We start from the raw sequence: 14,761 nt of genomic DNA on the forward strand, positions 1-14,761 counted from the left end.
CCGGGCTGGATCGACACTGTCACCGCGGGTCGAAATAATGTAAACAATTTTCTTTATCTGGGAGGTCTGCCGTGAGCGACGTCGGTGTGAAGCTGCACAAGGGTATCGGTCGGGATGCGGCCGCGCGCTGGAACCTGCTCGCGGGGGACGTCATGTTTCCGGCGGCGGTGCTCGATGCGCGGCGGATGCAGCATAATCTCGACTGGATGCGCGCGTTCATCGACGCCTATGGCGTGTCCCTCGCACCGCATGGCAAGACGACGATGGCGCCCGCGCTGTTCAAGCGCCAGATCGATGCCGGCGCGTGGGGCATCACGGTCGCCACCAGCCAGCAGGCGCAGGTCGCGGCGGCGCATGGCATCGACACCATCCTGATCGCGAACCAGATCGTCGGCGACGCCAATATCGCCGCGATCGTCGATCTGCTCGCCGATCCTGCGCTGCGGCTGATCTGCATCGTCGACTCCGCCGCCGGCGTGGCGCTGCTCGGGGAGGCGTGCCGCGCCGCCGACGTGTCGCTCGACCTGCTCGTCGAACTCGCCCCCGAACCCGACCAGTCGGGGTTCCGGACCGGCGTCCGCGATGCCGCCGCGCTCGCCGGGGTGCTCGACGCGATCGCGCACTGGCCGGGGCATCTCCATCTCGCCGGGGTCGAATTCTACGAAGGCGTGCTGAGCGACGAGGCGGAGGTTCGGCGGTTCATCCGTCGTGCGGTCACGATCACGCGCGATCTGCTCGCGACGGGGCGGATCGCGCGGACGCCCGCGATCCTGTCGGGGGCGGGCTCGGCCTGGTACGACGTGGTCGCGGAGGAAACCGCCGCGCTGGCAAAGGCCGGCGACGTCCAGGTCGTGCTGCGCCCCGGCTGTTACATCAGCCATGACGACGGCCTGTACCGCATCGCACAGGAACAGATCCTGAAACGCAATCCGGTCGCGCCGAGCTTTGGCGACGCGCTGCTGCCCGCGCTCCGCATATGGGCGGTGGTGCAGTCGATCCCCGATCCGGCGCGCGCGGTCATCGCGATGGGCAAGCGCGACGTCGCCTTCGATGCCGGTCTTCCCCGGCCTGCGACGCTGTTCCGCAAGGCGCGCGACCGCCGCCCGGTCGACGCCCCCGCGCACTGGGCGGTGACCGGGCTGATGGACCAGCATGCCTATCTGGCGATCACCCCCGGCGATGACATCGCGGTCGGCGACGTCATCGCGTTCGACATCTCGCACCCGTGCCTCACCTTGGACAAATGGCGGCGGGTGCTGGTGGTCGACGACGATTTCACCTGCGTCGAGGTGGTCGAGACCTTCTTCTGATCCCGACCTCGACAGCGGGCGTCAGCGCGGCGCCGAGGGCGGACGGTCCTCGGCGCGCGTGCCGAAGCGCGACGGCTTCGCGCCCATCGTGAATTCCAGCTCGCCGCCCTGGATCAGGTCGGTATGCGCGATCCAGTTGCGGGTCCAGGGCTTGCCGTTCCAGCGCACCGACTGGACATAGGGCCGGTCGGGCGCATTGCCGATCGCGCGCACCCGGAGCGTCTTGCCCGCGCCGACGCGCATCTCGCCGCTGTCGAACAGCGGCGACCCGAAGACATAGATCCCCGTTGTCGGATCGACCGGATAGAAGCCGAACGACGACAGGATGAACCATGCGCTCATCTGGCCGCAATCGTCGTTACCGATCACGCCGTCGGGATCGTCCTTGTACATCTCGGTACACAGCCGGCGGACCATCGCCTGGGTTTTCCACGGCGTCCCGACATAGGCATAGAGATACGCCACATGATGCCCGGGCTCGTTGCCATGCGCATATTGCCCGACCAGCCCGGCGATGTCGGGTGGCGCGTTGGCGGGCAGCGTCGAGGGTGCGTTGAAGAAGGAATCGATCTTCGCGTCATACGCCGCATCGCCGCCGAAATGCGCGATCAGCCCGTAAATGTCATGCTGGTTCAGGAAGGTCGCCTGCCAGCCATTCGCCTCGGTATAGTCCCGCCACCGCGGCTGCGGCATGTGGCCGAGCTGGATCGGATCATAGGCCGCCCACCAGCTTCCGTCGGCGAAGCGCGGCCGGGCAAAGCCGATCTTCGGATCGATCACATTGCGCCAGTTGCCGCTGCGCTTGCGGAGCAGCGCCGCATCGTCGGTCTTGCCGATCGCGTCGGCGAGCAGCGCCATCGCATGATCGTTATACGCATATTCCTGCGTCCGGCTGACCGACTCCTTGATCTTGTCCGCGGGAATATAGCCGAGCCGCATGTAATGATCGCGGCCGAGCGTCGCGAGGCTGTCCTTGTATTGCGGGTCGAAGGCACGCCGGCGGATATTGGGCCAGGCCGCGGCATAATCGGCCTTGATCCCCTTGGCATGCGCCTCGGCGAGCACCGCGACCGAATGCCAGCCGTTCATGCACCCGGTCTCGAACCCCTGCAACGGCCAGGTCGGCGGGCCATAGGGGCTCTGCTGCGTCTGGCGGATGAGATCGTGGACGAAGCGCTCCGCCATGTCGGGACGGACCAGCGTCATCAACGGATGCAGCGCGCGATACGTGTCCCACAGCGAATAGGCGCTGTACGCGCGTTCGGTCGCGGGCAGGGTGTGGACCTGCTGGTCGAGCCCGACATAGCGACCGTCGCGGTCGCTGAACAAGGTCGGGCCCATCAGCGTGTGATAGAGCGCGCTTGCCATGATAGTTCGCTGCGCCGGCGTCCCGCCCGCGACCCGGACCATGTCGAGCTCCTTCGCCCAGATTCGCTGCGCGGCGGCGCAGGCCGCGTCGAACGTCCAGCCCGGCGCCTCGGCCAGCGCGCCGCGCGCCCCTGCGACGTCGACCGCCGAGATGCCGGTCTTGACCAGGATCGGTGCCGCGCCCGCATCGTCGAAGAACAGCGCGACCTTCAGCCGGTGCCCGGTCACGCCGCGCCCGCCGCCTGCGACCGGCGTGTCGCCGTCGCCATAGAATTGCACGCGGTCGGGCTTGCGCGACAGCTGCATCGCGAAATGGATGCGGCGCCCCTCCGCCCAGCGGAAGACCTGGCGGCTGCCCGTCAGCAGGCCGTCCTCGCCAATCGCCAGCGACGCGTCCTCGATCCGGATCGCCTCCTCCGCGGTCTCCTGCTTGCAGTGCGTCAGGTCGATCAGGATATGCCCCGGACCCTTGGCAAAGGTGTAGCGGTGCAGCCCGGTCCGCTCGGTCGCGGTCAGCTCCGCGAGCACACCCGACTCGAGCTTGACGCGGTAATAGCCCGGCTCGGCATGTTCGTCGGTATAGCGCTGGCGATAGCCGTCGGACGGCGTCTCGCGCGGCCCCGCCACGAGCTTCAGCGGCTTGCGCGTCGGCACCAGCAGCACATCGAGCATGTCGCCGATCCCGGTCCCCGACAAATGGGTGTGCGAGAAGCCCATGATCGAGCGGTCGGACTGGTGATAGCCCGAACAGGCATCCCAGCCATGATTGTTGGTATCCGGCGAAAGCTGGACCATCCCGAACGGCAGGGTCGCGCCGGGGAAGGTATGCCCATGCCCGCCCGTGCCGATGAACAGGTCGGGCCTGGTGACTGCCGGCGACTGCGCGTGTGCGGCAAGGGGAAGGGCCGTGCCGAACGCGGCAAGGGTCGAGCCGGCAAGCAGCTCGCGACGGGTGGCGCGGATCACGCGGTGGTCTCCTAAAGGTAGGACGGTCGGGGGAATCAGAAGGTCTCGCGCAGCAGGGCGGGGCGGCGCCGCTCGAGATCGAGGATCAGGTCGCCGAACAGCCCGTTCGCCCAGGCGAACCAGGGCCGCGAAAAGCGTTTGGGGTCATCCTTGTCGAACGATTCGTGGATGAAGCCGGTGCCCGCGTCGGTGGTCTTGAGCCAGCGCAGGCATTGCCGGATTTCCGCATCGTCGTCGCTGGTCATCGCGCGGACGATGATCGACATCGGCCAGATCATGCCCAGCCCCTTGTGCGGGCCGCCGATCCCGTCCGCCGCGCTGCCGGTGAAGAAATACGGGTTGCGCGCACTCCAGGCGGCCGCCCGGGTCCGGCGGTACAGCGGATCGGTGCGCGATGCGGCGCCGAGCAGCGGCAGCGCCGACAGGCTCGGCACGTTCGCATCGTCCATGAAGATCGCATTGCCGAACCCGTCCACCTCGAACGCCCAGACGTCCCCGCCCGTGCCCGTGCCCGTGCCCGTGCCCGTGCCGCCCGTGCCGCTTGCGCGATCCGCCATCCGGCCATGCGTGCGCAGCGCCGCGTCGACCTCGTCGGCGAGCGCAACGCACTCCGCCGCCGCCGCGCTGTCGTGCCGCGCCTCGACATGAACCTTGGCGAGCATGCGCAGCGCCGACACCGCGAACAGGTTCGACGGGATCAGGAAGGGCAGCGTGCAGGCATCGTCCGACGGGCGGAACATCGAATGGATCAGCCCGACCTTGCGTGTCGGCGCACCGACGCCTTTCAGCATCAGCGTTTCGGTCGCGTGGCGATTGACGCGCTCGAACCGGTACGGGCCGTCATCGGTCTTGCGCTGCTGCTCGCGCATCGTCGCCACCGCCCGCGCCATCGCCTTGGCCCAGAGTGCGTCGAACGGCGCGGTATCGCGCGTCTCGCTCCAGTAGCCATAGGCGAGCCGCATCGGATAGCAGAGCGAATCGAGCTCCCATTTGCGTTCGGCGACGCCCGCGCGCATCTCGGTCAGGTCGTCGATCGCGCCCAGGTTCGACTTGGCCTGCGGATCCGCCATGAAGGCATTGGCGTAGGAATCGATCAGGATGCACCGCGCCTGGCGCTGGATGACGCCGTGGAACAGGCGGCGCAGCGCCGGGTCGCGGCGGCAGAGATGGACATAGGTCTGCATCTGCGCCGAGCTGTCGCGCAGCCACATCGCCTCGATATCGCCGGTGATGACGAACCCGTCCGGCTTGCCGTCGACGATCCCCAGCCGGACCGTCGTGTCGAGTGTGTTGGGATAACAGGTCTCGAACAGATGGCGCAGCGCAGGATCCGCGATCCTCGCCTTCACCCGCACGATCTCCTGCTCGACCGCCGGGCTGACAAAGCGACGCTGATCGCGCGGCGGCCGGGCGCCGCCAGCGACGGGCGCCGCCGCCGCGACCCCGAACGCGGGCGTCGCCGCTGCCGTGCACAGGGCCGCAGCGCCGGCCTTCAGCATGTCGCGGCGAAATAGTGCAGAAGATGACACCCCGATCATGCGGCCGACATCTCCGCACACGCAAGTCCGGGATGAACAGTGCTCCGTACACGCTCCACCAATCGCCCGGTGTCCTTGCAGGCGATGCCTCGTGATGCTGCCAATACGCCTCTCCAATACACGTCCGTGGCCGGCGTCCTCGTCGGGATTGCCGGAAAGATACTGTCGCACCATTGAACGGCGGCGCGACCTGATGTGCTGGGGTCGAGGCTAGGGGTCGACGTACCGGGGCGCAAGCAGATTAAGAAATTTAATTTTCTTTCGTGCGGTGGGTTTTCCATGCGGCTCCAGCGGGGTGGTGCGTGATAGGGCCCGGGCGGATCGATGATCCCGGCCGGGCCCATCGACTTTTCTTTCGCCGGACGTGTAAGAATACGTCGGAGGGGCATATCACGATGGACAAGCCGATACGGGAAGCGCGCGGTGCGCGCCTCGCAGTGTCGTTGTCGGGCACGAACCTGGCGCGTGCGAGCGACTATAATCAGCGCGTGGTTCTGCAGGCCATCCGGCTCAGCCCGGAGACCAGCCGTGTCGAGCTGAGCCGGACGACCGGGCTGACCGCGCCGACGATCGCCAACATCACGCGCCGGCTGATCGACGCGGGTCTGGTGAAGGAGGTCGGCCGCCTTCAGGGCCCGCGCGGGCAACCGGCGATCCAGCTGACGATCGAGCCGCTGGGATGCGTCGCGATCGGCCTCAACATCGATCGCGATCACCTGACGCTGGTCGCGCTCGATCTCGCGGGTCAGGTGCGCAGCCGGATCGCGCAGGATATCGCCTTTGCAATGCCCGAGGACGTCGTCGCGTTCGTCGCGCACAACCTCGAATCGCTGCTCGCGGAGGCCGGGGTCGGACGCGACCGCGTGATCGGCGTCGGGGTCGCGGTACCCAATGATCTGGGGGTCATCACGCTGCCCGGGCGGCCGTCGGACTATGATCGCTGGGCGGGCCTGTCGATCCCCGCGCTGCTCGCCCCGGTCATGCCCTGGCCGACCGTGATCGAGAACGACGCCGCCGCGGCGGCGATCGGCGAGGCGCAGGCGGGGGCGGGGTCACCGCTGGCGAGCTTCTTCTATATCCTGATCAATTCCGGGCTCGGTGGCGGGTTGATGATCGACCGCCATTTCGTCGAGGGCGCGAACAAGCGCAGCGCCGAACTGGGATTGCTGCCCGACGCGACCAACCCGGCGCCGGGCGCGGTCGTGCAGGACATCGTCTCGATCTCGGCGCTACTGCAGATGCTGAAGGAGGCCGGCCTCGATGTCGAAAGCCAGAAGGACATCCGGCCCGCCGATCCGCAGACCGACCGCGTGCTCGAACGCTGGGTCGATCTCGCCGCCAAGGCGCTGATCGCACCGCTGATCAACATCACCTGCCTGATCGATCCCGACGCCATCGTCATCGGCGGCCGGCTCGACACCGCGCTGCTCGACCGCCTGATCGCCCGCCTCGCCGGCGAGTTGACGGTCACCGTACAGCCCCCGATGACCACGATCATCCGCGGCGCGCTCGCCGCCGACGCACCGGTCATCGGCGCCGCGCTGCTGCCCTTCCTCGACAAGCTGCTCCCCTCCGACGCCATCCTGATGCAGGTCGGCCGGTAGGGGCGTGAAGAGCCGGAATACGGCCCTTCACGCCGCGCCTGCGAGGGAGGGGCCCTCGCGGCTTACTGTCCCGCGATCATCTTCGTGTAGGCCGCCACCGGCACCGATTCCCGCGTGCCCTTGGTCGGTTCGATCTTGAAGAAATAGGATTCCGTCCACGCGCGACCGCCACCCCAGGCCATCGCATCGAGCCAGACGTCACTGTCGGTCTTGATCGACTTGACGACGTTCGCCGCGATCGCGGTGCAGGATGCGGGCAGCCCCTTCGAGCTTCCCAGTGCATATTCGCCCAGGATCGCCCGATAGCCCCGCTTCCGGGCAGCGGCGGCGAAGATCTTCAGTCCGCCGTCGCCCGCCGGTTCGCTGACGCACTCCGCATTAGTACCGCTGGAGCCGGTGTCGAAATAGCGATGCGGCGACAGGATGATGCGGTTCAGCGGATCGATGAGGCCGCCCGAGCGATCGATCGCGCATGCAGCGCTCTCGCAGTCCCGGCTGGCCGGTTCGTTCTTGTCGAACCGGAATGACGCGGACCATTGTGGCCACTCGACGAGGATGCGGTGCTTGAACCCCGCGTTGCGAATGCCCGCGACGATCTGGTTGGTATCGCGAACCCATTGCATCCAGTCGTTCGTCACCACGGGATCGGTGAAGAAGCGCGGCTCGTTCATCAGGTCGATCATGACCATTTCGGAATTGTCGAGCTTGCGCAGGATCGGCAGCCAGAATGCGATCTGCTCCGCCGGCGTCGGCCATTTATAGTCATGGCGGTCGAGGATCACGGGCACGTTGCGGGCGTTGGCCGCCTTGACCACGTCGATCACCCGCTGGAGGACGACGGGGTCATTCATCTGGCTGCCGTTGAACGGCAGGCGGATGCTGCGAAACCCGGCCTTGTCGACGTACCAGGCGACGTCGGCCACGGTCGGGCACAGGGCGCCGTTCGCGACGAACGAACATCCCGCGAGATTGACGCCGAACCGCGGCGCTGCCTCGGCGGCCGTGGCGAAGGACAGCAGGGCCGTGGCAGCGGCGATGACACGAGGAAGAATCATCTTACTTCACCTACGAGGTTTGGATGGAATGCCGTGCTCTCGATGTGAAGCACAGTGTGATCCTTCAAATAGCCAATTTGTGTTAAATTTTTCTTCCGCAACAAGACGTTGGCGCCGAATAATTATCGAGAGCGTCACACTTACTGGCAGAGTTCGACAGATGCCGTCATGTCGTGTGACACAGGTGACGCGTGTTCGGCATGAGCATGGCCGAGATCATCGGCAAAGTGAATCGCCCGGTAACCAAATGCTTTGATGCGACGACATGCCTGTCCGCCGCGGTCAGTGCCATTCCGGGTCGCGCCGACGCCGGGAATCCCGTGGAAGTCAGCGCCATTCTATGCCAGAAGCCCGCTCACGACACCGGATGGGGACCAGCGTGCGGTCAGATATGCCCTCTATCTATCTGATAACGCGGTTTTAAGCCCGTCGACATGGCGCTGAACCGCCGACGTGGTTCGACGAGCACCCTATGACTCTGAGGTTGTACCCCCGTCAGATGCCCAAATCGACGCGTATAATAGTCGAATATCCTGTCCTGCAGCACCGGTCGCGTGCCGCAGGGCCCGTAAACCTGTTTAAACTGTAAGGCGGACAATCAGTGACCTCCGTACCAAAATCCGGGATGCACCTGTCGTCCTTGCAATATCTGCGCGGTATCGCTGCACTGGCCGTCGTCTATTTCCACGCGGTCGTACAAGTCGAGCAGGTGGCGAATATTCGCGAACTCCCCATGTCTGGATCGTTCGGCGTCGATATCTTTTTCGTCCTGAGCGGGTTCGTCATGTGGTGGACGACCAGGGACCGCAAGGTCGGCATTGGCGACTTCCTGGTCAAGCGCCTGATCCGGATTGCCCCGCTCTACTGGGTTCTGACGATATTTGCCGCGATGGTCGCGCTGTTCTTCGGCGATCTGTTGCGGTCGACCAAGTTCGACCTTCCGCATCTCGGCTTCTCGCTCCTGTTTCTCCCCTATTGGAACCCGGCCGTTGCCGCGACCAATGCGGAGGTCCTGACCCCGGTCATCGTTCCGGGCTGGACGCTCAATACCGAGATGATGTTCTACGCGGTGTTTGCGTGCGCGCTGGCCGTCAGGCAGACGCTCAGGCCCCTGTTCGTCGCCGTGCTGCTGGCGCTCGTGTACGTATCGGCCAAGACGTGGCTCTCCGGGACGACCGCGGCCTTCTACGGTACGGACCGCCTCGCCGAATTTCTCGCGGGGATTGTTCTCGCGTGTACGATCCGCCGTATTCCACGCCTGTCGCCCGGCATCTGGGCGGTGGCAGGGCTTGGCGCGTTCGCCATGCTGTTCTGGATGGATCTCGAAAGGCCTTCCGTCTCGCAATTCATCGTCCTCGGCATACCCGCGGTCATTCTGCTGTGCGCGGCGCTGCAGATCGAGATCTCGGGCCATTTGCCCGACCTGCCGAAACTGTCCCTGCTCGGCGACGCGTCCTACAGCATCTATCTCAGCCATATCTTCGTAATCGCGGGCACCCGCGTCGCCGCCCATGTCGTCGGTCTCGATCTGGGCATGGCGAACGGTGCCGTCTTCGTCCTCCTCGCGCTCGTCGTCAGCAGCGTCGCCGGGATCGTCGTTCACCGGACCATCGAACTCCCGCTGCTCAAGGGCATGAACAGGCTGCTGCGCGGTGGCCGCAAGCCGCCCGCCGCCGCCGAACTGGGCACATCCTGAGCCGGGATTTAGGGCTGGCCATCGACGCGCAGCCGTAGAATGTTCCTCGAGCGGCGCGTCGGCCTCGATTATCCGCACCAACTGCAAACGGTGACACCATGAAGACTTCACAACCTATCACCGGGGTCAGGGCGCGGCCCAAGACGGCGGCGCCACCCGGCGGCAAGGCGCTGATCAGCGATCAAAGGTTCGGGATCCTCGCGGTCACGCTCGTCGTCTCGGCCAGCCTGTACAATGCGATGCTCGCGATCATCAGCGCGCATGTGAAGGGCCTCACGTCCGCGGCGCCGATCGCGATGGAGGGGCTGCTGCTCGGCGGCGCGATGGGGCTGGCGCTGCTCAAGCGCCGTCCAGACGGCGAAGACGCTCCGGCGATCGGCTTGCTCTACCTGTTTGCGCTCCTTGCGGTGTTCACGTCGCTCGCGAGCGATGCGGTGTTCCCCGATGCCTTTCGCAACGTCGCGATCATCGCGTCCTTCTTCCTGCTCGGCCGTCGGTGCAGCTTTCCCCAGGTGCATCTCGCCTTTGCGCTGCTCACGATCATCACGCTGACGGTGCTGATCTTCGAGATCGCCTTCCCGACCGCCTATGTGTCAGTGTTCCAGCCGGGCAATTACTATGCTGCGACGCGCGGCATGGAGGTGAGCGAGTTCAACGAGACCGGCCTGTTCAACAATGCGGCGGGGTTCGAATCGCGCTTTTCCTTCGGGGTGTTTTCGGGCGCGCGGACCTCGTCGGTGTTCCTCGAACAGGTCTCGAACGCGAACTTCGCCGGTATCCTCTGCGTGTTCCTTGTCGCCACATGGGGGCGGCTGAGCGTCGCCATCCGGACGACGATGGTGGCGACGATCCTGCTGATCCTGCTCTCGAACAACACGCGGACGTCGTCGGCGCTGGCGGTGGTGACGATGATGGGATATTTCATATTTCCCCATCTGTCGCGGTGGTTCACCCTCCTGATTGCACCGGTCCTGGTCCTGCTGGCGTTTCTCGTCGTCGGTGACAATGTTGAGCATACCGACGATCTGATCGGCCGGCTGGGCATCACCACCGAGGCGCTGCGCAAGCTCGACATTCCGACCATATTCGGCGCGAATGCGATGAAGGCGCGGCATCTGATGGACACCGGCTTCGGTTATGTCACCGCGTCGAGTTCGATCTTCGGGCTGATCGCGATCTGGCTGTTCTTCTCGCTCGGCCAGCGTGCGACGGACACCGCCTCGAAGCGCTGCGCCTGGGCGACCGCGGTCTATCTCTTCGCCAACATGATGATCGGCGGCACCGCGATCTTCTCGATGAAGGTCGCCGCCCCCTTGTGGATGCTGGTCGGCTATATGGCAGCCACCGCGCCCAAGCCCCAGACGTCGCGACCGAATGGCCCCGCGCCACGAGGATCGATCACAGCCTGAAGCAGGACCCGGCCTGCATGCGGGGAGTATTGGCGTCGGTGTGCTATGTCGGGACCGATTGGCTGCATAAAACCTAATTCAATCTGATACGTAGCGTTTCCATGGCAAGCAGCGAATCTCCCTCAACGGCAACCCGGTCTGCGGAAGCACTCCCCGACGATCCTCCCCTGCAACCGCCGGCCATCGAGCCGGCCGATCGGGAATATCTGGTCGCCGCGAGCACGATTCCGGGTTCGCACTACGGCGCGAGGATCGGGAGCAACGCGGCGCTCTGGGCGCTCGCGAACCAGCGTCAGGACATCGACAAACGTTTGTCTGTCCTCACGGCTCGTAACCAACGAAGCATCCGTACGGCACGATATTCGGCGATCGCCGCGGTCGTTCTAGGGATCATGAGCACGGTTGGCGCAGCCTATTACACCCGCCAGGCAGATCCCCGCCCGGCTCTGGTCAAGGCTCCCGTCGCCCAAACCCCAAAAGCTCCCATCGCACCGCCTGTCAGGCCGCAGCCGGCCGCTATCTCGACCGCGGTGCCAGCTGAAGGTGGCAACACTCCGGTGGCGCCAAAGGCCAATGCCGCACCGAGCCAGGCTGGAGCGTCAATGCCCAAAAAGGCACGGAGGCTTTTACCGGCGAAACGTAAGGTGCGGCGTGCTCGCGCGCGGTCTTCAAGGTGGATTGCACAGCCTTTGCACGGTGCAGCGCTTCGGCGGGCGTTGATCGCCGATCGCAAGCGGACCCGGGAACTCAATCAAGCCCAGCTGAGAAAATTGACACGCCGACGTCGCGACTGATCGCGAGCCGTTGCCCTCTCATGGCGGAGACACCCTCCGCCGTGAGAAGCATGGCACGCTGGCGTCCGCGCCTGTTGTCGCCACGCTGCTCGATACCTTAGGGGATCTCCACCATGCCGATTGGACGCGCATCGCGGCAGCGGTCGACGCGGTCGGTGAGGGGCGACTGCAGTGGTTGATCCCGCTCCCCATGGACCCTCGAAAACATGCGGCCCCTCGATATACAGACCATAGATCTGCTCTGTAGCTGTGGACGGCCTAAGGGGGTCAACGTCGACGTCTACCCGGCGACCGAGGCTGACCCGGTTCTTCCGTTGCGGTGAGTGCGGCAAGCGGCCGAAGACCGCGCTGCCGGGGCGGCAGCACCGCGGCGCGGCCGGATCGTCGACAGTCCGATCACTTGACCTGACCGAAGAGCGCTACCTGCCTGGGGACGAGGCGCTGCTGCCCCGCTAGGGGGTGCTCACGACCTTGACTGCTGGCTCGACAAGATGAGCCGGTGCCGGTTGGGCCCAGCCCAACGCCAGCTTGACCCTGACAATGATGGCATAAACCAGCTTTGCAATCGGGGCCCTCAGCGCGTCCTGGACCGGACGTTCGAACCAATGGAATGAGATTGCGGCTACGACAAGTGACAGCAAAATCCCGATGGCTATCACAATGCTGCCTGGCAGCAAGCCAGAGGTCAGGTATCCAGTTCCCGCAAGGATCGGCTCATGAAGAAGGTAAAGAGAGAAGCTGTACCCACCGATCCGTCGCATAGGCTTGTTTGCGAATATGGCAGATCCGAAGCGGTTACGAACCGTGCTTGCCAGCAGGAATGCGCCAAAGCATATTACTAGGCCAATATTGCCGTAGACGACTGCGTTATCGTCCCAACCAATGGACTCGATGAACTCTTTGTTCGGCCAAATCCGCAGCGAAGCCATAAGTAGCGCGATGATCGAGACAGCTTGAATGAAAGCCGCGATCTTGGCGCTGATTATAGCAGTGACGCCACTGCGGACCATCACCGCCAACGTGACGCCCAGGAAAAATATGTGAAAGTGCGAGGGGAGCGATATTCCGGGAAAAATCGGGCGGAAGAGCATCGTGACGCCGGCGAGCAGGATGACCGCTGGCACTGCAAGGCCGGCGTAACCGCGCCGTACAGCATACCAGAAGGCGGCGAATGCCACATAGAACTGCACTTCCGGTGGGATTGACCAGAAGATGTGACTGCTGCCGGAGAAGGCGAGAAGGCGAAGAAAATCCCGGCCGTTTATGTAATACACGAATTGGGGGCCGAGTAGGGCTGACGCGATGTAGGCCAAAGTCACAGCCAAAAGATATATTGGCGCGATCCGGGCGACGCGGGCAGCGACGTAGTGCGCGACTGAGGGCGCATCCAGCGGCTTGTGAAGGTACAAATACCCCATCAAAAACCCGCTTAGCATGAAGAACAGTAAGACACCGAAACCGCCTGTAAGGCTCGGAAAAATCAACGGAAGCCCAATCTGGCCGGTATGCGAGCCGACAACTAAAAGAGCCGCGAACGCGCGCAGGCCATCAAGCTGCGGTATAATATTTGGCTGTTTCTTATCTACTTCGCTCGTCGTCATCTGTTGATTCCCCCTTAAGTCGCCGTAAGCGGGAATACGGTCGGTCGCGAACGGTAAGTTCATCCAAAATGAATGTGATATGTATCAAAAGCATACACTGCCGTGACGAAGTATCATGCGGTTTCCGATGTGACGCAGCCGCTCCTTTCGAGCCGGCCGGTCATTCAAACTACGTCGAAATAGCCCGCGTACGACTCCGGCCATTCCGCCTCCGACCCCAACACAGACATCTGTCAAAATCGACGTCACGGACACTTCACCACCAATCCCGCTCACCTATCGAGCCACCGAGCGCGTCCGGACCAGTCTGAAGGGAACCTCGTTCGTCGTGCCCTTTTCGGTGATCCTTACCCACATAGTGAGCGCGCTCGGGCTCGTGCGTTCGATCGTCATGCCGTCGAAAAACCATCGATCCTTTTCTACCGCCACCAGCGGGAAGATTACGGGCTTGCCCGTCCCATCTTCCCAGCCCGTCATGTCCGGGCTGAAGTGACGAACCCGATAGGCCAGCGATCCCCGGAGCGGGACGTAATCCACGAGTTCGGTAAACGATACGCCGCCCTTGCCGTCGGCCATCGCGAAATGGCCCGTGATCCGGCCTCCCAGCGGCGCGGAGTAGGTTTCCGTCACGTCGGAGCCCATTCCCGTGCCGACCCAGCTGCCAGCCAGCCAGGCCAGTTGATCGATTGACGCGGGTGGCGACGTGCCGGTCCCCAGTGAGCGCGTGTGCTGCGCGGTCGCGGGAACGGCCATCGCAAGACCAATAGCGGCCAAGGTCCGTATCACGGCACGTCTCCCTGTGATCAGGCGCAGCTTAGCGGCTCGGCCGACGGAATCCACCGTGTCTTTCGTGCCTGGAACGTGGCCGCGTCGACCAGCACGATCACGCGAAAATTTGTCCCCGGGTCTATCGCGGCATGCGCGGCCTGCCCGGACAGGCGGTCGTCGCGACCTTTCGGCCTTGCCCGGCCCACCACGTCCTCGGCCTTGGGTATCACGGCACCAAGGGCACTATGGTACTTTGGTTGCTCGCGAAATTTACCGGAATTTTGGGTCGGAACCAATGCGCGGCTCAATTCTTGAACTCTCACGAACTCAGTTACGTCGCAATTAACGCGAATGTGAAAAGAGTTAAACAATAGGGTTAATAGGAGTTCACGATGCGCGACAAGGCCTCGACACCACATGGTGCTGGATCAGCAAACCAGGATCGTGGTTACTGCCAGCGGATGCCGAGCAGTGTGAAGGCGGGCAACCGAGATCTCGGCATGTTCAATCGCAGCAGCGTGAAAGGCGAGAAATACCAGGGCCATGGTACGACGCCGGCCTATATCTAAGTCAACGTCGAACTCGGCAGTCAATGGCGACAGACGTCAGCTGCACAGCTAAGAGGTCGGCAAGGTCAGCGATGGTGAGCCGT

The 14,761-nt window shown here is 64.2% G+C and carries 12 protein-coding genes; 6 read left to right on the forward strand and 6 right to left on the reverse strand.

The genetic code is table 11. From position 1 onward, the window contains the following. Positions 1 to 71 precede the first annotated feature (71 nt). Positions 72 to 1,310: an amino acid deaminase gene (locus C8J24_RS12300; protein ID WP_208620954.1), complete on the forward strand. Its 1,239-nt coding sequence runs from the start codon at positions 72 to 74 to the stop codon at positions 1,308 to 1,310. Between the two features lie 21 nt (positions 1,311 to 1,331). Here C8J24_RS12300 and C8J24_RS12305 read toward each other — a convergent pair whose 3' ends face one another. Then, the gene (locus C8J24_RS12305) at positions 1,332 to 3,644 is read right to left on the reverse strand and encodes a GH92 family glycosyl hydrolase (protein ID WP_107932605.1); all 2,313 of its coding nucleotides are present in this window, start codon (positions 3,642 to 3,644) and stop codon (positions 1,332 to 1,334) included. Positions 3,645 to 3,679: 35 nt separating this feature from the next. Beyond that, positions 3,680 to 5,182 (reverse strand): glycoside hydrolase family 125 protein, encoded by a 1,503-nt coding sequence (locus C8J24_RS12310; protein ID WP_107932607.1) that lies wholly within the window; start codon positions 5,180 to 5,182, stop codon positions 3,680 to 3,682. A 395-nt stretch (positions 5,183 to 5,577) separates the two neighbouring features. Between C8J24_RS12310 and C8J24_RS12315 the strand changes: the two genes are divergently transcribed. Then, a complete protein-coding gene (locus C8J24_RS12315; RefSeq protein WP_107932609.1) occupies positions 5,578 to 6,786 on the forward strand; it encodes an ROK family transcriptional regulator in 1,209 nt (402 codons plus the stop codon). A gap of 62 nt (positions 6,787 to 6,848) precedes the next feature. Here C8J24_RS12315 and C8J24_RS12320 read toward each other — a convergent pair whose 3' ends face one another. Then, the gene (locus C8J24_RS12320) at positions 6,849 to 7,841 is read right to left on the reverse strand and encodes a glycoside hydrolase family 5 protein (RefSeq protein WP_056405607.1); all 993 of its coding nucleotides are present in this window, start codon (positions 7,839 to 7,841) and stop codon (positions 6,849 to 6,851) included. Positions 7,842 to 8,442: 601 nt separating this feature from the next. On the opposite strand from C8J24_RS12320, the gene C8J24_RS12325 reads away from it, so the two are divergent. The 3 genes from C8J24_RS12325 to C8J24_RS17365 all read left to right on the forward strand — a co-directional run bounded on the left by C8J24_RS12325 (position 8,443) and on the right by C8J24_RS17365 (position 11,740). Beyond that, complete coding sequence (locus C8J24_RS12325; protein ID WP_146163679.1) at positions 8,443 to 9,537, forward strand: acyltransferase family protein; 1,095 nt, start codon at positions 8,443 to 8,445, stop codon at positions 9,535 to 9,537. 98 nt (positions 9,538 to 9,635) lie between these two features. Further along, entirely contained in the window at positions 9,636 to 10,946 is a 1,311-nt protein-coding gene (locus tag C8J24_RS12330; protein WP_107932613.1) for a hypothetical protein, read from the forward strand. Between the two features lie 101 nt (positions 10,947 to 11,047). Further along, positions 11,048 to 11,740 (forward strand): hypothetical protein, encoded by a 693-nt coding sequence (locus C8J24_RS17365; RefSeq protein ID WP_146163680.1) that lies wholly within the window; start codon positions 11,048 to 11,050, stop codon positions 11,738 to 11,740. Between the two features lie 452 nt (positions 11,741 to 12,192). On the opposite strand, the gene C8J24_RS12335 is transcribed toward C8J24_RS17365, so the two are convergent. The 3 genes from C8J24_RS12335 to C8J24_RS17370 form a co-directional block, all read right to left on the reverse strand. Beyond that, positions 12,193 to 13,341, reverse strand: a complete 1,149-nt coding sequence (locus C8J24_RS12335) for an acyltransferase family protein (RefSeq protein WP_167396750.1) — start codon at positions 13,339 to 13,341, stop codon at positions 12,193 to 12,195. Between the two features lie 276 nt (positions 13,342 to 13,617). Continuing rightward, complete coding sequence (locus C8J24_RS12340) at positions 13,618 to 14,094, reverse strand: DUF6265 family protein (protein WP_107932617.1); 477 nt, start codon at positions 14,092 to 14,094, stop codon at positions 13,618 to 13,620. A gap of 50 nt (positions 14,095 to 14,144) precedes the next feature. Beyond that, positions 14,145 to 14,417: a hypothetical protein gene (locus C8J24_RS17370; protein ID WP_146163681.1), complete on the reverse strand. Its 273-nt coding sequence runs from the start codon at positions 14,415 to 14,417 to the stop codon at positions 14,145 to 14,147. 84 nt (positions 14,418 to 14,501) lie between these two features. Between C8J24_RS17370 and C8J24_RS17580 the strand changes: the two genes are divergently transcribed. Further along, entirely contained in the window at positions 14,502 to 14,678 is a 177-nt protein-coding gene (locus tag C8J24_RS17580; protein ID WP_156363390.1) for a hypothetical protein, read from the forward strand. Positions 14,679 to 14,761 lie beyond the last annotated feature (83 nt).

Origin of the sequence: Sphingomonas aerolata (assembly GCF_003046295.1) — a bacterium.
In the GTDB taxonomy this organism is placed as follows: domain Bacteria; phylum Pseudomonadota; class Alphaproteobacteria; order Sphingomonadales; family Sphingomonadaceae; genus Sphingomonas; species Sphingomonas aerolata.